Origin of the sequence: Streptomyces flavofungini (genome assembly GCF_030388665.1) — a bacterium.
GTDB classification, from domain to species: domain Bacteria; phylum Actinomycetota; class Actinomycetes; order Streptomycetales; family Streptomycetaceae; genus Streptomyces; species Streptomyces flavofungini_A.
In genome coordinates, this window is record NZ_CP128846.1 from 3519478 (window position 1) to 3534208 (window position 14731).

15 protein-coding genes are annotated in these 14731 nt (G+C 72.8%); 11 read left to right on the forward strand and 4 right to left on the reverse strand.

Going from position 1 to position 14731, the window contains the following annotated elements:
• The first annotated feature begins 231 nt into the window (after positions 1 to 231).
• The 3 genes from deoC to QUY26_RS14165 are packed head-to-tail and all read left to right on the forward strand — an operon-like array spanning position 232 to position 3570.
• Positions 232 to 1215, forward strand: a complete 984-nt coding sequence (gene deoC, locus QUY26_RS14155) for a deoxyribose-phosphate aldolase (RefSeq protein WP_289955704.1) — start codon at positions 232 to 234, stop codon at positions 1213 to 1215.
• A 20-nt stretch (positions 1216 to 1235) separates the two neighbouring features.
• Positions 1236 to 2672, forward strand: coding sequence for an aldehyde dehydrogenase family protein (locus QUY26_RS14160; protein WP_289946564.1), 1437 nt, complete (start codon positions 1236 to 1238; stop codon positions 2670 to 2672).
• Entirely contained in the window at positions 2665 to 3570 is a 906-nt protein-coding gene (locus tag QUY26_RS14165) for an aldehyde dehydrogenase family protein (protein ID WP_289946565.1), read from the forward strand. The genes QUY26_RS14160 and QUY26_RS14165 overlap by 8 nt, the downstream gene beginning before the upstream one ends.
• Before the next feature lie 377 nt (positions 3571 to 3947).
• On the opposite strand, the gene QUY26_RS14170 is transcribed toward QUY26_RS14165, so the two are convergent.
• Positions 3948 to 4394, reverse strand: coding sequence for a hypothetical protein (locus QUY26_RS14170; protein WP_289946568.1), 447 nt, complete (start codon positions 4392 to 4394; stop codon positions 3948 to 3950).
• A gap of 269 nt (positions 4395 to 4663) precedes the next feature.
• Between QUY26_RS14170 and QUY26_RS14175 the strand changes: the two genes are divergently transcribed.
• The 4 genes from QUY26_RS14175 (at position 4664) to QUY26_RS14190 (ending at position 8927) form a co-directional block, all read left to right on the forward strand.
• Positions 4664 to 5932: a sensor histidine kinase gene (locus tag QUY26_RS14175; protein ID WP_289946570.1), complete on the forward strand. Its 1269-nt coding sequence runs from the start codon at positions 4664 to 4666 to the stop codon at positions 5930 to 5932.
• Entirely contained in the window at positions 5929 to 6603 is a 675-nt protein-coding gene (locus tag QUY26_RS14180; RefSeq protein ID WP_289946572.1) for a response regulator, read from the forward strand. The genes QUY26_RS14175 and QUY26_RS14180 overlap by 4 nt, the downstream gene beginning before the upstream one ends.
• A 163-nt stretch (positions 6604 to 6766) precedes the next feature.
• A complete protein-coding gene (locus QUY26_RS14185) occupies positions 6767 to 8092 on the forward strand; it encodes an alpha/beta hydrolase family protein (protein ID WP_289946575.1) in 1326 nt (441 codons plus the stop codon).
• A 277-nt stretch (positions 8093 to 8369) separates the two neighbouring features.
• Positions 8370 to 8927 (forward strand): hypothetical protein, encoded by a 558-nt coding sequence (locus QUY26_RS14190; protein ID WP_289946577.1) that lies wholly within the window; start codon positions 8370 to 8372, stop codon positions 8925 to 8927.
• Positions 8928 to 9040: 113 nt separating this feature from the next.
• Here the strand turns inward: QUY26_RS14190 and QUY26_RS14195 are convergent, their stop codons facing one another.
• Both QUY26_RS14195 and QUY26_RS14200 read right to left on the reverse strand, forming a co-directional pair.
• Positions 9041 to 9352 (reverse strand): winged helix-turn-helix domain-containing protein, encoded by a 312-nt coding sequence (locus QUY26_RS14195; protein ID WP_289946578.1) that lies wholly within the window; start codon positions 9350 to 9352, stop codon positions 9041 to 9043.
• Entirely contained in the window at positions 9352 to 9762 is a 411-nt protein-coding gene (locus tag QUY26_RS14200) for a hypothetical protein (protein WP_289946583.1), read from the reverse strand. Before QUY26_RS14200 ends, QUY26_RS14195 begins: the two co-directional genes overlap by 1 nt.
• Positions 9763 to 9942: 180 nt before the next feature.
• Between QUY26_RS14200 and QUY26_RS14205 the strand changes: the two genes are divergently transcribed.
• The gene (locus QUY26_RS14205) at positions 9943 to 10578 is read left to right on the forward strand and encodes a uridine kinase family protein (protein WP_436840327.1); all 636 of its coding nucleotides are present in this window, start codon (positions 9943 to 9945) and stop codon (positions 10576 to 10578) included.
• A 232-nt stretch (positions 10579 to 10810) separates the two neighbouring features.
• On the opposite strand, the gene QUY26_RS14210 is transcribed toward QUY26_RS14205, so the two are convergent.
• Positions 10811 to 11587, reverse strand: coding sequence for a SigE family RNA polymerase sigma factor (locus QUY26_RS14210; protein WP_289946585.1), 777 nt, complete (start codon positions 11585 to 11587; stop codon positions 10811 to 10813).
• 201 nt (positions 11588 to 11788) lie between these two features.
• Between QUY26_RS14210 and afsQ1 the strand changes: the two genes are divergently transcribed.
• Genes afsQ1 through QUY26_RS14225 form a run of 3 tightly spaced genes read left to right on the forward strand, consistent with a single transcriptional unit; the run spans position 11789 to position 14675 of the window.
• Positions 11789 to 12466 (forward strand): two-component system response regulator AfsQ1, encoded by a 678-nt coding sequence (gene afsQ1 / locus QUY26_RS14215; protein ID WP_037659607.1) that lies wholly within the window; start codon positions 11789 to 11791, stop codon positions 12464 to 12466.
• Positions 12463 to 14070 carry a sensor histidine kinase gene (locus QUY26_RS14220; RefSeq protein ID WP_289946586.1) on the forward strand — a complete coding sequence of 536 codons (1608 nt, stop codon included), beginning with the start codon at positions 12463 to 12465 and terminating at the stop codon, positions 14068 to 14070. The genes afsQ1 and QUY26_RS14220 overlap by 4 nt, the downstream gene beginning before the upstream one ends.
• A complete protein-coding gene (locus QUY26_RS14225) occupies positions 14067 to 14675 on the forward strand; it encodes a hypothetical protein (RefSeq protein ID WP_289946587.1) in 609 nt (202 codons plus the stop codon). The genes QUY26_RS14220 and QUY26_RS14225 overlap by 4 nt, the downstream gene beginning before the upstream one ends.
• Positions 14676 to 14731 lie beyond the last annotated feature (56 nt).

Here is a 14731-nt window from a genome sequence, read left to right on the forward strand (position 1 = left end):
CGCTTGCGGACGAGGCGAGGCGCGCAGCGCCGATCAGCGGGAGCCAGGGGGCGGCAGCCCCCGGTTTCGGAGGAGGGGCGGGACCGGGGCGCCCCGCGAGGGCACCCACCCGCACCACACCATCCGCGCCCACCCGCACCACACCACCCGCACCCACCCGCACCGCACCGCACCCACTCCCCCGCCCCCTGTACACGCCGCTACGCGCGTAGATATGCTCCCCTCGTGACTATGCCGACGACGCCATCACCCCCAAGGACAGCCGCGCCCGCAGGGCCGCCGCCACCCTTCGCTGACGTCACCACGTCGGCATCGACACTCCGCCGCTTCCTCCACGGCCTCCCGGGCGTGGACGCGGTCGGCCTGGAGGCCCGGGCCGCCGCGCTCGGAACGCGTTCGATCAAGACCTCGGCCAAGGCGTACGCCATCGACCTGGCCATCTCCATGATCGACCTGACGACCCTGGAGGGCGCCGACACCGCGGGCAAGGTCCGCGCGCTCGGCGCGAAGGCCGTCCACCCGGACCCGACGGACCGCACGACGCCGCGCACGGCCGCGGTCTGCGTGTACCCGGACATGGTCGCCACGGCGAAGCAGGCCGTCGCGGGCTCGGACGTGAAGGTCGCCTCGGTGGCGACGGCGTTCCCCGCGGGCCGCGCGGCCCTGGACGTGAAGCTGGCGGACGTCCGCGACGCGGTGGCCGCGGGCGCCGACGAGATCGACATGGTCATCGACCGGGGCGCGTTCCTCTCCGGCGACTACATGAAGGTGTACGAGGAGATCGTCGCCGTGAAGGAGGCCTCCGCGCAGGCCCGCCTGAAGGTGATCTTCGAGACCGGCGAACTCTCGACGTACGACAACATCCGCCGCGCGAGCTGGATCGGCATGCTCGCGGGCGCGGACTTCATCAAGACGTCGACCGGCAAGGTCGGGGTGAACGCGACCCCCGCGAACACCCTCCTCATGCTGGAGGCCGTCCGCGACTTCCGCGCGCAGACCGGCGTCCAGGTGGGCGTGAAGCCCGCCGGCGGCATCCGGACGTCCAAGGACGCCATCAAGTTCCTGGTCCTGGTCAACGAGACCGCGGGCGCGGACTGGCTGGACAACCACTGGTTCCGCTTCGGTGCGTCCAGCCTGCTCAACGACCTGCTGATGCAGCGCCAGAAGCTGGCCACCGGACGCTACTCCGGCCCCGACTACGTGACGGTGGACTGAGACCCATGAAGAGCGAGAACGTGTCATCCGCATTCGAGTACGCCCCGGCGCCCGAGTCCCGCTCGGTCGTCGACATCGCGCCGTCGTACGGCCTGTTCATCGACGGCGAGTTCACCGAGGCGGCCGACGGCAAGGTCTTCAAGTCGGTCTCCCCGTCGACCGAGGAGGTCCTCTCCGAGGTCGCGCAGGCGGGTGAGGCCGATGTCGACCGCGCCGTGAAGGCGGCCCGCAAGGCCTTCGAGAAGTGGTCCGCGCTGCCGGGCGCCGAGCGCGCGAAGTACCTCTTCCGCATCGCCCGCATCATCCAGGAACGCAGCCGCGAGCTGGCCGTCCTGGAGACCCTCGACAACGGCAAGCCGATCAAGGAGACCCGCGACGCGGACCTCCCGCTGGTCGCCGCGCACTTCTTCTACTACGCGGGCTGGGCCGACAAGCTCGACCACGCCGGCTACGGCGCGAACCCGCGCCCGCTCGGTGTCGCGGGCCAGGTCATCCCCTGGAACTTCCCGCTCCTGATGCTGGCGTGGAAGATCGCCCCGGCGCTCGCGACGGGCAACACGGTGGTCCTCAAGCCCGCCGAGACGACCCCCCTGTCGGCCCTGTTCTTCGCGGACATCTGCCGCCAGGCGGGCCTGCCCAAGGGCGTCGTCAACATCCTCCCCGGATACGGCGACACGGGCGCGGCCCTGACCGCGCACCCGGACGTGAACAAGGTGGCCTTCACCGGCTCCACGGCCGTCGGCAAGCAGATCGCGCGCACGGTCGCGGGCACGGGCAAGAAGCTCACCCTGGAGCTGGGCGGCAAGGGCGCGAACATCGTCTTCGACGACGCGCCGATCGACCAGGCCGTCGAGGGCATCGTCACGGGCATCTTCTTCAACCAGGGCCAGGTCTGCTGCGCGGGCAGCCGCCTCCTGGTGCAGGAGTCGGTCCAGGACGAACTCCTCGACGCGCTCAAGCGCCGCCTGTCGACCCTCCGCCTGGGCGACCCGCTGGACAAGAACACCGACATCGGCGCGATCAACTCCGCCGAGCAGCTGGCCCGCATCACGGCGCTCGCCGAGACGGGCGAGGCGGAAGGCGCCGAGCGCTGGTCGGCGCCCTGCGAACTGCCCACGTCGGGCTACTGGTTCGCCCCGACCCTGTTCACGAACGTCACGCAGGCGCACACCGTGGCCCGCGACGAGATCTTCGGCCCGGTCCTGTCCGTCCTCAGCTTCCGCACCCCGGAAGAGGCCGTGGCCAAGGCCAACAACACGCAGTACGGCCTGTCGGCGGGCATCTGGACGGAGAAGGGCTCGCGCATCCTCGCGGTCGCGAACAGGCTCCGCGCCGGGGTCGTCTGGGCCAACACGTTCAACAAGTTCGACCCGACCTCGCCCTTCGGCGGCTACAAGGAGTCGGGCTTCGGCCGCGAGGGCGGCCGCCACGGCCTGGAGGCGTACCTCGATGTCTGACAAGTCCGAGCGCTTGACTGTCTTCAAGACCTACAAGCTGTACGTGGGCGGCAAGTTCCCGCGTTCCGAGAGCGGCCGGGTGTACGAGGTGACGGACTCGAAGAACAACTGGCTGGCGAACGCTCCGCTCTCCTCCCGCAAGGACGCGCGGGACGCCGTGGTCGCGGCCCGCAAGGCGTTCGGCGGCTGGTCGACGGCGACGGCGTACCTGCGCGGCCAGATTCTGTACCGCGTGGCCGAGATGCTGGAGGGCCGCCGCGAGCAGTTCGTGCGCGAGGTCGCCGACGCGGAGGGCCTGTCGAAGTCCAAGGCGGCCGCCGTCGTGGACGCGACCATCGACCGCTGGGTCTGGTACGCGGGCTGGACGGACAAGGTCGCGCAGGTCGTGGGCGGGGCGAACCCGGTCGCGGGCCCGTTCTTCAACCTCTCCACGCCCGAGCCGACCGGTGTGGTCACCGTCGTCGCCCCCCAGGAGTCCTCGTTCCTGGGCCTGGTGTCGGTGGTGGCCCCCGCGATCGCCGCGGGCAACACGGTGGTCGTGATCGCCTCCGAGAAGTCCCCGCTGCCCGCCCTCTCCCTCGGCGAGGTCCTGGCCACGTCGGACCTGCCAGGCGGCGTCGTCAACATCCTCAGCGGCAGGACCGCTGAGCTCGCCCTCCCCCTCGCCGCCCACCAGGACGTGAACGGCCTGGACCTGGCAGGCGCGGACGCCGATCTGGCGAAGGACCTGGAGATCGCGGCGGCGGACAACCTCAAGCGCGTCCTGCGTCCACAGGCCGTGGACACCGACGCGGACTTCACCACCACTCCCGGCACCCACCGCCTGACCACGTTCCTGGAAACCAAGACGGTCTGGCACCCCACGGGCTCCCTGGGCGCCTCGGGCTCGGCGTACTGAGCCCGCCCCCCGTTCCCCCCTCAGCCCGCCCGCCGTCCAGGGCGGGCTGAGGGCGTTTTCGGGCGGGGCGCCGTGGGAGAGCGGTTCCGGGCGGGGCGCCACGGGAAGGCGGATTCAGAGCCGGGCGCCACGGGAGGACGGCTCCGGGCCGGGCACCACACCGGCGGGGCGCCACGGGGCCCCGCTTCAGCCCGCAGGCACGCACCTTCCAGGCCGGGCCCAGCCCCCTACCAGCCCGTCCGGCGTTTGAGGACGAGGCGCGAAGCGCCGATCCGGCGGCGCCCCCGTCCCACCCGAAGGGGCCACCCACCCCCGGGGCCCAGGGGCGAAGCCCCGGTTTCGGGAAGGGGCGGGATCGGGGAGCCCCCGGCAGGGCCCTACCCCGGCAACACACCCACCACCGACCCCACAACCGGCATCTCCGCCAACGACCCACCCTGGGTCAACGGCCCCGTGGCCATGGCCGTGGACACCGGCTTGAAGTCGGCCACCTGCGTCCCCACCGCGTTGTCGAGCGGATCGACCCCCGTCCCGGCCAACGGATTGAGCCGAAGGTTCTTCGCGGCCCCCAACCCCCCGGCGGTAGCCCGATGCAACCCGTCGACAAGCGCGTTACCGGCGCTGCCCGGGTCGACCTCCCCGACGGGCGTCGCCAGCCCCGCCGCAGGCACCACCGCGGGCGCCGCACCGGCGACCCCGCTCCCGAGCCCCAACGCCGCCCCCGCCACGGAGACGCCGAGCCCCGCGCGAAGCAGCGCCCGGGCCGCGGGGGAAGTCTTCGACGCCGCGTGCCGCGCCGAGTCACGTGCAGGGTTTCGAGCCATGGGACCGCCTCTACGGAACATACGTAAGTAATCGAGCGTGCACGAAGAGTAGTTGAACCGGCCCTCGCATATCAAAGACCACCCTGCCCCCCACCACCCCGCAAACCCCCGCAAACTCCCGCCAACAGCCCGCCCCGGCCCCGCCCTCCCCCCAGAGAGCCACCCCCGAAACCGCCCCTGAGCGGGACGCACACCACCCCGGCGGTCGCATAGCGTCACCACCACCGGGCTCACCGGCAACGACCACGCCCGCCCGAAGGACGCTCACCGTGCCCGCCACCACCGTCACAGCCCGCCTCACCACGAACCCCACCCACCTCAAAGCCCTCCTCACCCTCACCCCTCGCCCCCTCCCCCCACTCACCTGGCCCCGCCCCCTCCGCTACCTCCCCCACACCCTCGTGGGCCTCGCCGCCCTGGCACTCTCCGCGACGGGCGCCGACCTCACGGCACGGCTCCTGGCGGTGACCCACGCGGCCACGCTGCTGCTCGCCCTGCGCAGACCGGCCCCCGCGTTCTGGCTGTCCCTCGCCTGCTTCGCGGCGATCTCCCTCGGGCACCCACCGACGCACGACAACGAGGTGTGGGCGTGGGTGGTGCACGCGAGCACCCTGTTCCTGCTCGCCCTGCGCGTCCCCCCGCTCCCGGCGGCGACGGCGACTGCCCTGAGCGCGGCCCTGGGGGCGGCCCTGAAGCTGCTCGGCGCGGGCGTCGGCTCCTGGCCGACGGTCGCGACCGGCACCGCGCTGTACGCGACCGCCCTCCTCTCGGGAGCGATCCGCAGGGGCCGCCGCGAGGACCGCGCCCGCCTCGCCGAGCAGATCGAGGCGACGGCGGCGGAGCGGGCGCGGCGCACGGTCCTGGAGGAGCGCGCCCGCATCGCCCGGGAGCTGCACGACGTGGTGGCCCACCACATGTCGCTGATCTCCATCCAGGCCGACGCGGCGCCCTACCGCGTCCAGGACCCGCCGCGCGAACTGGTCACGGAGCTGGCGTCGATCCGCGCCAACGCCCTGGAGGGCCTGGCCGAGCTGCGCCGGCTGCTCGGCCTGCTGCGCGCCGAAGCCGCCGACGGCGCCCCGGCCGACACCACCCCGCAGCCCTCCCTCGACCAGCTCGACGCCCTCCTGTCGCAGGTCCGGGCCGCCGGTCTGCCGGTGTCCGCGCGCGTGACGGGGGCGCGCCGCGCGCTCCCGCCGGGCGTGGAGCTGTCGGCGTACCGCATCGTGCAGGAGGCGCTCAGCAACACGCTCCGGCACGCCCCCGGCGCCCCCACGGCCGTGGAACTCGGCTACGGTCGCGGCACGTTGACCCTGCGCGTCACCAACGGCCCGGCCGCCGGGACCGCCCCGCCCTCGCCGGGCGCGGGGCACGGCCTCACGGGCATGCGGGAGCGCGTCACCATGCTCGACGGCGACTTCGCCGCGGGCCCCACGCCGGAGGGTGGGTACGAAGTGACCGCGGCCCTCCCCACCCGCACCGCCCCGGCACCACCACCCCCCGCCTCCTCCCGCACCGACAAGGACTCCCCCGCATGACGATCCGCGTGGTGATCGCCGACGACCAGGCGATGGTCAGGGACGCGTTCTCGGTCCTGCTCGGCGCGCAGCAGGACATCGAGGTCGTCGGGACGGCACCGGACGGCGCGGAGGCCGTGCGCCTCGCGGCGGAGCTGCGCCCCGACGTGATCGTGATGGACATCCGCATGCCCGGCGTCGACGGCATCGACGCGACCCGCCGCATCACCGCGCGCTCCGACACCCACCCGAGGATCCTGGTCCTGACGACCTTCGACCTCGACGAGTACGTGTACGAGGCGCTGCGCGCGGGCGCCGCGGGCTTCCTCCTCAAGGACGCCTCGGGCGTCGAACTCGCCGAGGCCGTACGCGTGGTGGCGGGCGGCGACGCGCTGCTCTCGCCGGACCTGACCCGGCGCCTCATCGCGGAGTTCGCGCGCCTGGGCACCGGCCCGGTGCGGGCCTCCGGCGCCCGGGTCGAGGCGCTGACGAGCCGGGAGACGGAGGTGCTCGCGCGGATCGCGCAGGGCCTGTCCAACACGGAGATCGCCGCGGCGCTCACCGTCGCCGAGGAGACGGTCAAGACCCATGTGGGCCGCATCCTGCACAAACTCCAGCTGCGCGACCGCACCCAGGCCGCGGTCTTCGCGTACGAGAGCGGCCTTGTCGTACCGGGCGGCGGGCAGGGCTAGGCAGGGCCTGTCCGACGGATCTTCGCGGGCCGACTGGCTCCCGGGAGCCACGCCAGGAGTTGGCTCCCCGGCGGGACTCGCCCGGCCGGTCCCGGCTCCTACGGTGAAGCCGCCGAGGCCGCCCGCGGCGAACGAGTGCGGCCGTGAGACAAGGAGCCCACCCATGAAGTCACGCCGCAGCAGGGCCGTCGCCGCCCTCCTCACCTGCGCCCTCACCGGCGGGGCCACGGCCCTCGCCACCGGTGCCGAAGCCGCCCCGGCCCCCGCGCGCGCGGCCGCCCGGGACAGCACCGCAGGCCCAGGCAGCACCGCGAGCCCAGGCAGCGCAGGCAGCACGGGCAGCGCAGGCAGCACGATCGGCACCGCGGACGCCCGGCCCGCGCTCCCCCGCTCCGAGGTCCCGAGCCCGCGGCTGCGCCTGCCGCAGCCGACCGGCCCGCACGCCGTCGGCCGCACCTCGCTGCACCTGACGGACCACAGCCGCAAGGACCCGTGGGTGCCGGAGTCCGGCGACCGGGAGCTGATGGTGTCGCTGTACCACCCCGCCCGGAAGGGCACCGGCGTCCCGGCGTCGTACATGAGCGTGGAGGGCGCCCGGCTCTTCCTGGAGGACCGGGGCATCGAGGGCGTCCCGGCCGAGGTCCTGAGCGGCACCCGCACCCACACCCGCACGGGCGCGCGCCCCGCCCCCGGCTCGTACCCCCTGGTGGTCCTCTCGCCCGGCTCCTCCGTGCCCGGCACCACTCTCACGGGCCTGGCCGAGGAGCTGACGAGCCGGGGGTACGTCGTCGCGGTCGTCGACCACGCCTACGAGGCCGTGGGCGTGCGGTTCCCCGGCCGGGGCGTCCTGCCGTGCGCGGCCTGCGGGCGGATCGACGAGAGCACCGTGGGGGCCGCCGCGCAGGGCCGCGCCGAGGACCTGCGCTTCGTCCTCGACCGGCTGACGGGCGCCCGGCCCGCGTGGCGGCACGCGGATCTGATCGACAGGAAGCGCGTCGGCACGGCCGGGCACTCGCTCGGCGGCGCGGGCGCGGCGGCGGCCGCGGCGGGCGACGCCCGGGTGCGGGCCGCGGCGAACCTGGACGGGCCGTTCGTCGAGACCGGTCCCGGCTCGGACCTGTCGGGGCGTCCGGTGCTGATGATGGGCACGGCGGAGGACCACAGCGGCAGGGACAAGGTGTGGGAGGCCGCCTGGGACCGGCTCAGCGGCTGGAAGCGCTGGCTGCGGGTGGCGGGGGCGGACCACTTCGCCTTCACCGATCTGGCGCCGCTGGCCGGGCAGTTGGGCGAGGACACTCCGGACGGGCTGCCGGGCCGCCGTGCGGCGGCGATCACCGGGGCCTACGTCGGGGCGTTCTTCGACCAGCACCTGCGCGGCCGGCCGCGGCCGGTCCTGGACGGTCCGAGCGCCGCGAACCCCGAGGTCGCCTTCCATCACCTGGCCCGGCCGGGGTCCGGAGGGAAGACGGCGCCCTCGCCCGGCAGTTGACGGCCCGCCCGAGCTCACGACCGGTCACGACGCCACCCACGACGCGGCGCTGACCTCGGGCGTTCCACAGACCGCCCGTGAGAGGCCTCACTTTACGCAGAATTGAACTGACACCTGAGGGGCGTTAACGTCTTTCACGCCCATCCCGGGTGGTCCAGGCCAATTCGGGATTTTTGACGATGCACGGGGGGAGGCCGGCGATGCCATCAGGTTTCGCAGGCCACGACAGCATCACCGGGCCTCACCTCGTGCGCATACAACGCACTGAGGACTGTACGTGAACCGCAGCGCACTGCGCTTTCGCACGACTGTGATTTCCACCGTGGTGGCCGGTGCCGTCGCCTTCACCGGCATCGGCACCGCGAACGCCACCGAGGCGCCCGAGCCCGGGAACACCGGCACCGCGGCCCAGAACAACGGCATCGACAACGAGCCCACCGCCGAGCAGATCGACGAGCTGGCCCGCTACCTCCAGGCGCTGGAGAACGGCGCCGTCCTCAACGCGGACGGTGAGTTCGACCACGCCAAGACCCGGGCCGAGTTCGGCGCCGAGTTCGCCGACGCGATCCAGGCCAAGCTCAACGGCGACATCCCGGTGGGCGCCTACGGCAGCTACACCTCGTGCCTGCTCAAGGGCGTCGGCCTCGGCGGCCTCGGCGGCGCCACCGCGGCCATCACCGCCAAGCTGAAGAAGAAGCACTTCACGGACGCGGCCAAGCTGATCATCAAGGAGGCCGCCAAGCGCGGCATCAAGGTCGGCGTCAAGGGCGGCGTCGCGGGCCTCGCGGCCTCGCTCGGCACCTACGCCGTCTGGTGCGCCACCCCGTGGGCCTGACCGCCACGCGCTGAGACCGGCTGAAACCGGACGTCCGATCCGGCACTGACGACAGCGCCGACGAAAGGGGGCGCGGCCACCGGGCCGCGCCCCCTTTCCGCCCAGTGGTCCCGTCAGCTCTCGCCGACCAGGGCCCGGAGATGCGTCAGGTACTCCTCGAAGCGCACGCGCCCCTCGTCGGACAGGCGCACGAACGTCCGGACCCGGCGCCCCTGGCCGCCGCGCAGCTTGGCGAGCTCCACCACGCCCGCGTCCTCCAGGACCCGCAACTGCCGCGAGAGCTCCGGCGAATCCAGTTCGAGGGCCTCGCACAGGTCGGCGAACGACGCGTTCTGCACACGCCGCAGGGTGCCGAGCACGGCCAGGCGCACCGGCGAGTGCATCAGCGTGGTCAGCGCCTGCCGGTGCTGTCCTTCCGTGCTCATCAGGCCCTCCACCGGGAGACCAGGTAGCCGAGCAGGGTCAGCGCGCACGTCGCGGCCGGGACCACGATGCCGACGGTGGATTCCGGGGTGTCCCACAGGACGTTGCCCGCCGGGAGCCCCAGCAGGAATCCGGCCGCGGTCCCGAGGCCGTTCTCGACGCGGGTGTGCGGGCGGCGCAGGGCGCGCTCGCGGTGGAAGTAGTTCCAGCCGGCCACCAGCGCGAGGCCCGCCAGGCACACGGGGATGCCGACCGCGAGCGGCACTCGCCGCTCGGCGGCCCCCCACAGGGCACCGAACAGGGCGATCGCGGACACCACTCCCGCCACCCGCTCACCTGCCAGGGCGGGCCGGTTGAGGGCGGGCGCCCGCTCGGCGGTGGCGAGCTGAGCGGCTGCGGTCTGCGGGTCCATGAGGAAGCCCCCCGGGGGTCGTGCGGATCATTCACTTGCGATCTTCGCACTCGGTTGGCAAACCTGCAACTAAGTGCTCGCGAAGCCGCCTGCCGCAGGTGTCTGTGCACTCCTCACGCGTCGGTTGATAATGAATCCCGACCACGCTCAGCAAAATCCCAGGTGTAAAGGTTCACAGCATTGGGTTCCCATCCCCCGATACCCACCCGAGTCGTGCTGCTCGCCGGCCCCTCCGGCTCGGGCAAGTCGTCGTTCGCGTCCCGCACCGGACTGCCCGTGCTGTGCCTCGACGACTTCTACAAGGAAGGCACCGACCCGTCGCTGCCTCAGGTCGCCGGCACTTCGGACATCGACTGGGACTCCCCGCTGTCCTGGGACGCCGACGTCGCCCTCGCCGCGATCGGCGAGCTGTGCCGCACCGGCCGCACCCGGGTCCCGGTGTACGACATCTCGACGAGCGCACGGGTCGGCGAGGAGGCCCTCGACATCGAGCGCACGCCGCTGTTCATCGCGGAGGGCATCTTCGCCGCCGACATCGTGGACCGCTGCCGTGAGATGGGCGTGCTCGCGGACGCGATCTGCCTGCGCGGCCGCCCCTCGACGACGTTCCGGCGCCGGCTCCTGCGCGATCTGCGCGAGGGCCGCAAGTCCGTGCCGTTCCTGCTGCGCCGCGGCTGGCGCCTGATGCGCGCGGAGCGCTCCATCGTGGCCCGCCAGACGGCGCTCGGCGCGCACCCCTGCGGCAAGGAGGAGGCCCTCGGCCGCCTCGCGGCCGCCGCGGCGGGCCGCTGCGTCAAGGCCCGCGCGGCCGCCTGAGCACGGCACGCGTCGCGCCGGTGCCGCGCCGACGCCAAACAGCGGGCCCGGAAAGACCCCCCGGCCTTCCGGTCCCGCTGTCTGTTCTTCCCCCGTTTCCCCCGTAGGTCCCCGTGTCCCCCGTGGACCCGTTCCCCCATGAGGTCCCACCACCCCCCAGTTCCCCCGGGTGGGCCCCCATCCACTGCTTCCGCCGCTTCCCCCGAAGCGGCGGCCCCGTGTCCCCCCGTCCTCAGGCGACCAGTTCGCCGAAGGACTCCTCCTGGTCACGGCCGAAGCTGAGGACCTCGTCCTCACGCAGCCGGCGGAGCGACCGCCAGATGCTGGACTTCACCGTGCCCACGCTGATGTCGAGGATGTCCGCGATCTCCGGGTCCGTGCGGCCCTCGTAGTAACGAAGGACCAGCATGGTGCGCTGGAGCTCGGGCAGCCGGGCCAGGGCCTGCCACAGCACGGCGCGCAGCTCGGTGCCGCGCATCGCGTCCGTGTCGCCCACCGTCTCCGGCAGTTCCTCGGTCGGGTACTCGTTGAGCTTGCGGCGGCGCCAGGCGCTGATGTGCAGGTTCGTCATCGTGCGCCGCAGGTAGCCGCCGACGGCGGCCTTGTCGCTGATCCTGTCCCAGGCGCGGTACGTGGAGAAGAGGGCGCTCTGCAGCAGGTCCTCGGCCTCGAACCGGTCACCGGTCAGGTGGTAGGCGGTGGCGTACAGGGAGGCGCGGCGCTCCTGGACGTACGCGGTGAACGCCGCTTCGGCGTCCTCGCTGACCGTCCGGGCCTGCGTCCGCTCCCCCGAGACCTCCCTGTACGCGGCTCCCCCGTGAGCTCCCCCGTCACCGCCGCCCTTGAGCGCGTCAACCACCGTCATGTAAGCGGTGTGCTGACGCCCGGTGCCGCGAGCGCACCCCCGCCCGCTCACGGCACCGGACTTCTCGTGCTTCTCAGAACTCCGGTGGACGTCGTGCAGACGCGTGACAACTGCGCTTGAGCTGGTGCTGTGCAGCGTGTTCATCTCGCGCCCCCCGTCGTGGAGTCTGGGATTTCCGTGTGACCAAAACTCTGCCCGGCCCACTTCATGGCGGTGTCCCCCGACTGTCACAGGCCTGCAACAGGCCTCGTGGCACCGAAAGGGCTCCCCTTACTCGTGTGGGTGCGGTGTGAGACCCCGGCCAACAGTCGAACTGGGCCCGCACCATGGGACAGAATGACGTTTGTGCCTTCCCTGTTGCTGATCGAGGACGACGACGCCATCCGGACGGCCCTGGAGCTTTCGCTGACGCGCCAGGGTCACCGGGTGGCCACCGCTGCCACCGGCGAGGACGGTCTGAAGCTGCTCAGCGAGCAGCGCCCGGACCTGATCGTGCTGGATGTGATGCTGCCGGGCATCGACGGCTTCGAGGTGTGCCGTCGCATCCGGCGCACCGACCAGCTGCCGATCATCCTGCTGACCGCGCGCAACGACGACATCGACGTGGTCGTGGGCCTGGAGTCCGGGGCCGACGACTATGTGGTGAAACCCGTGCAGGGGCGGGTGCTCGACGCTCGTATCCGCGCCGTGCTGCGCCGTGGCGAGCGCGAGGCCAACGACGCGGCGACGTTCGGTTCGCTCGTGATCGACCGCGCGGCGATGACGGTGACGAAGAACGGCGAGGACCTGCAGCTGACGCCGACGGAGCTGCGGCTGCTCCTGGAGCTGAGCCGCAGGCCCGGGCAGGCGCTGTCGCGCCAGCAGCTGCTGCGTCTGGTGTGGGAGCACGACTACCTCGGCGACTCGCGGCTCGTCGACGCCTGCGTGCAGCGGCTGCGCGCGAAGGTGGAGGACGTGCCGTCCTCGCCGACGCTGATCCGTACGGTGCGCGGCGTGGGATACCGGCTGGACACGCCTCAGTGACCAAACCGCACGACAAGCTCCGCGGCCTTCCCGCGGCCCGCAAGGCGCTCCTGTCCGGCCTGCGCTTCACCAGTCTGCGGCTGCGCCTGGTCGTGGTGTTCGCGCTGGTGGCGCTGACCGCCGCCGTGTCCGCGTCCGGCATCGCGTACTGGCTGAACCGCGAGGCCGTCCTGACGCGTGCGCAGGACGCGGCTCTGAAGGACTTCCGGCAGCAGTTGCAGACCCGCGCGGGCGCGCTGCCGCTGCACCCCACGCAGGACGAGCTGCAGGCCGCGGCCGGGCAGATGGCGAACAGCAGCCAGCGCTACAGCGTGCTCCTGATCAGCGAGAACGCCAGCGGCGACCAGGTGTACGGCTACTCCGACCTGGACGCCTTCACGCTCGCCAAGGTGCCGAAGTCGCTGCGGGACGCCGTCAAGAAGGAGCAGTCGGTCTCCTCCGGCAACAAGAGCCCGTACCACCTGTACTGGCAGCGGACCGTGGACCACGGCACGCCGTACCTGGTGGGCGGGGCGAAGGTGATCGGCGGCGGGCCGACGGGCTACATGCTCAAGTCGCTCGAACCGGAGGCCAAGGACCTGAGCTCGCTCGGCTGGTCCCTGGCCATCGCCACGGCGCTCGCGCTCGTCGGTTCGGCGCTGCTCGCGCAGGCCGCCGCGACGACCGTCCTGAAACCGGTGCACCGCCTCGGCGTGGCCGCGCGCAGGCTCGGCGAGGGCAAGCTGGACACGCGCCTTCGGGTGTCGGGCACGGACGAGCTCGCGGATCTGTCGCGTACGTTCAACCGCACCGCGGAGAACCTGGAGAAGAAGGTCGCGGACATGAGCGCCCGCGACGAGGCGAGCCGCCGCTTCGTGGCGGACATGTCACACGAGCTGCGCACCCCGCTGACCGCGATCACCGCCGTCACGGAGGTCCTCGAAGAGGAGCTGGACGCCGAGACCGGCTCCGTCGACCCGATGATCGAGCCCGCCGTCCGCCTCGTCGTCAGCGAGACCCGGCGCCTGAACGACCTGGTCGAGAACCTGATGGAGGTCACCCGCTTCGACGCGGGCACCGCCCGCCTGGTCCTCGACGACGTCGACATCGCCGACCAGATCACCGCGTGCATCGACGCCCGCGCCTGGCTCGACGCCGTCGACCTGGACGCTGAGCGCGGCATCATGGCCCGCCTGGACCCGCGCCGCCTGGACGTGATCCTCGCCAACCTCATCGGCAACGCCCTCAAGCACGGCGGCTCCCCGGTGAAGGTGTCGGTGCGCCTCGACGGCGACAGCCTGGTCATCTCCGTGAAGGACGGCGGCCCCGGCATTCCCGAGGACGTACTGCCGCACGTCTTCGACCGGTTCTACAAGGCCAGCGCGTCCCGGCCGCGGTCGGAGGGCAGCGGGCTCGGGCTCTCCATCGCCCTGGAGAACGCGCACGTCCACGGCGGCGAGATCACCGCGGCCAACTCGTCGGACGGCGGCGCGGTGTTCACGCTGCGGCTGCCGCGGGACGCCTCGCCGCTGACGGCGGAGCCCGGTCCCGACCAGGAGGGCGAGGCGGACGCCGACGGGGAACGGGGCGAGGAGCGCTCCGAGGAAGGCAAGGAAGCGACATGACCAGGCGACGGCTGAGCGCCGCGGTTGCCACCGCCGTGCTCACCGCCACGCTGGCGGGCTGCGGCATCCGCTCCACGGAGGTGCCGACCGACTTCGGGGCCGCGCCCTCGCGGGTGCCGTGCGTGGCGTCGGGCCCGGACATCTCCGCGCGCGCCGAGTCCACCGGCGTACCCGTGCAGATCTTCCTGGTGTGCGCCTCGCAGCTGGTGGTCGTCGACCGGACGGTGCGGATCCCCACCGAGAAGGCGTCCACGGACCGGGTCCGGATCGCGCAGGCGCTCCTGGACGAGCTGTCGGCACCGCCGTCCCAGGCCGCCAAGCAGGCCGGTTACGCCACCGACGTGCGCCGCGGCATGACCGTCACCGGCCCCCAGCGCGGCGACCCGGACGAGGCGCTGCGGCTGAGCACCCGCCCGCAGAGCCTCTCCTCGCACGCGCTCGCGCAGATCGTGTGCACGTACGCGGACAGCGCGGCGTCGGACGGCGACGGCTCGGTCGTCCTCGGCGGCCCCGCCGGGACAGGGCTGAACCGCTACGAGTGCACCCAGGCCGTGCGGGCCCGCCCCGGCACGGTGTCGCCACCGTCACAGTCGCTGGATTCCTAGCGTCCGTCCGGGCGGTCCTGTCCTGAGGGGCCGGGGGCCGTCCCGCCCCCGTGCGC

Excerpts from the sequence above, each read along its gene's own strand:
- deoC (WP_289955704.1), top strand. The coding sequence starts at position 232 with ATGCCGACGACGCCATCACCCCCAAGGACAGCCGCGCCCGCAGGGCCG.
- QUY26_RS14165 (WP_289946565.1), top strand. The coding sequence starts at position 2,665 with ATGTCTGACAAGTCCGAGCGCTTGACTGTCTTCAAGACCTACAAGCTG.
- QUY26_RS14170 (WP_289946568.1), bottom strand. The coding sequence starts at position 4,394 with ATGGCTCGAAACCCTGCACGTGACTCGGCGCGGCACGCGGCGTCGAAG.
- QUY26_RS14180 (WP_289946572.1), top strand. The coding sequence starts at position 5,929 with ATGACGATCCGCGTGGTGATCGCCGACGACCAGGCGATGGTCAGGGAC.
- QUY26_RS14185 (WP_289946575.1), top strand. The coding sequence starts at position 6,767 with ATGAAGTCACGCCGCAGCAGGGCCGTCGCCGCCCTCCTCACCTGCGCC.
- QUY26_RS14195 (WP_289946578.1), bottom strand. The coding sequence starts at position 9,352 with ATGAGCACGGAAGGACAGCACCGGCAGGCGCTGACCACGCTGATGCAC.
- QUY26_RS14200 (WP_289946583.1), bottom strand. The coding sequence starts at position 9,762 with ATGGACCCGCAGACCGCAGCCGCTCAGCTCGCCACCGCCGAGCGGGCG.
- QUY26_RS14210 (WP_289946585.1), bottom strand. The coding sequence starts at position 11,587 with ATGAACACGCTGCACAGCACCAGCTCAAGCGCAGTTGTCACGCGTCTG.
- QUY26_RS14225 (WP_289946587.1), top strand. The coding sequence starts at position 14,067 with ATGACCAGGCGACGGCTGAGCGCCGCGGTTGCCACCGCCGTGCTCACC.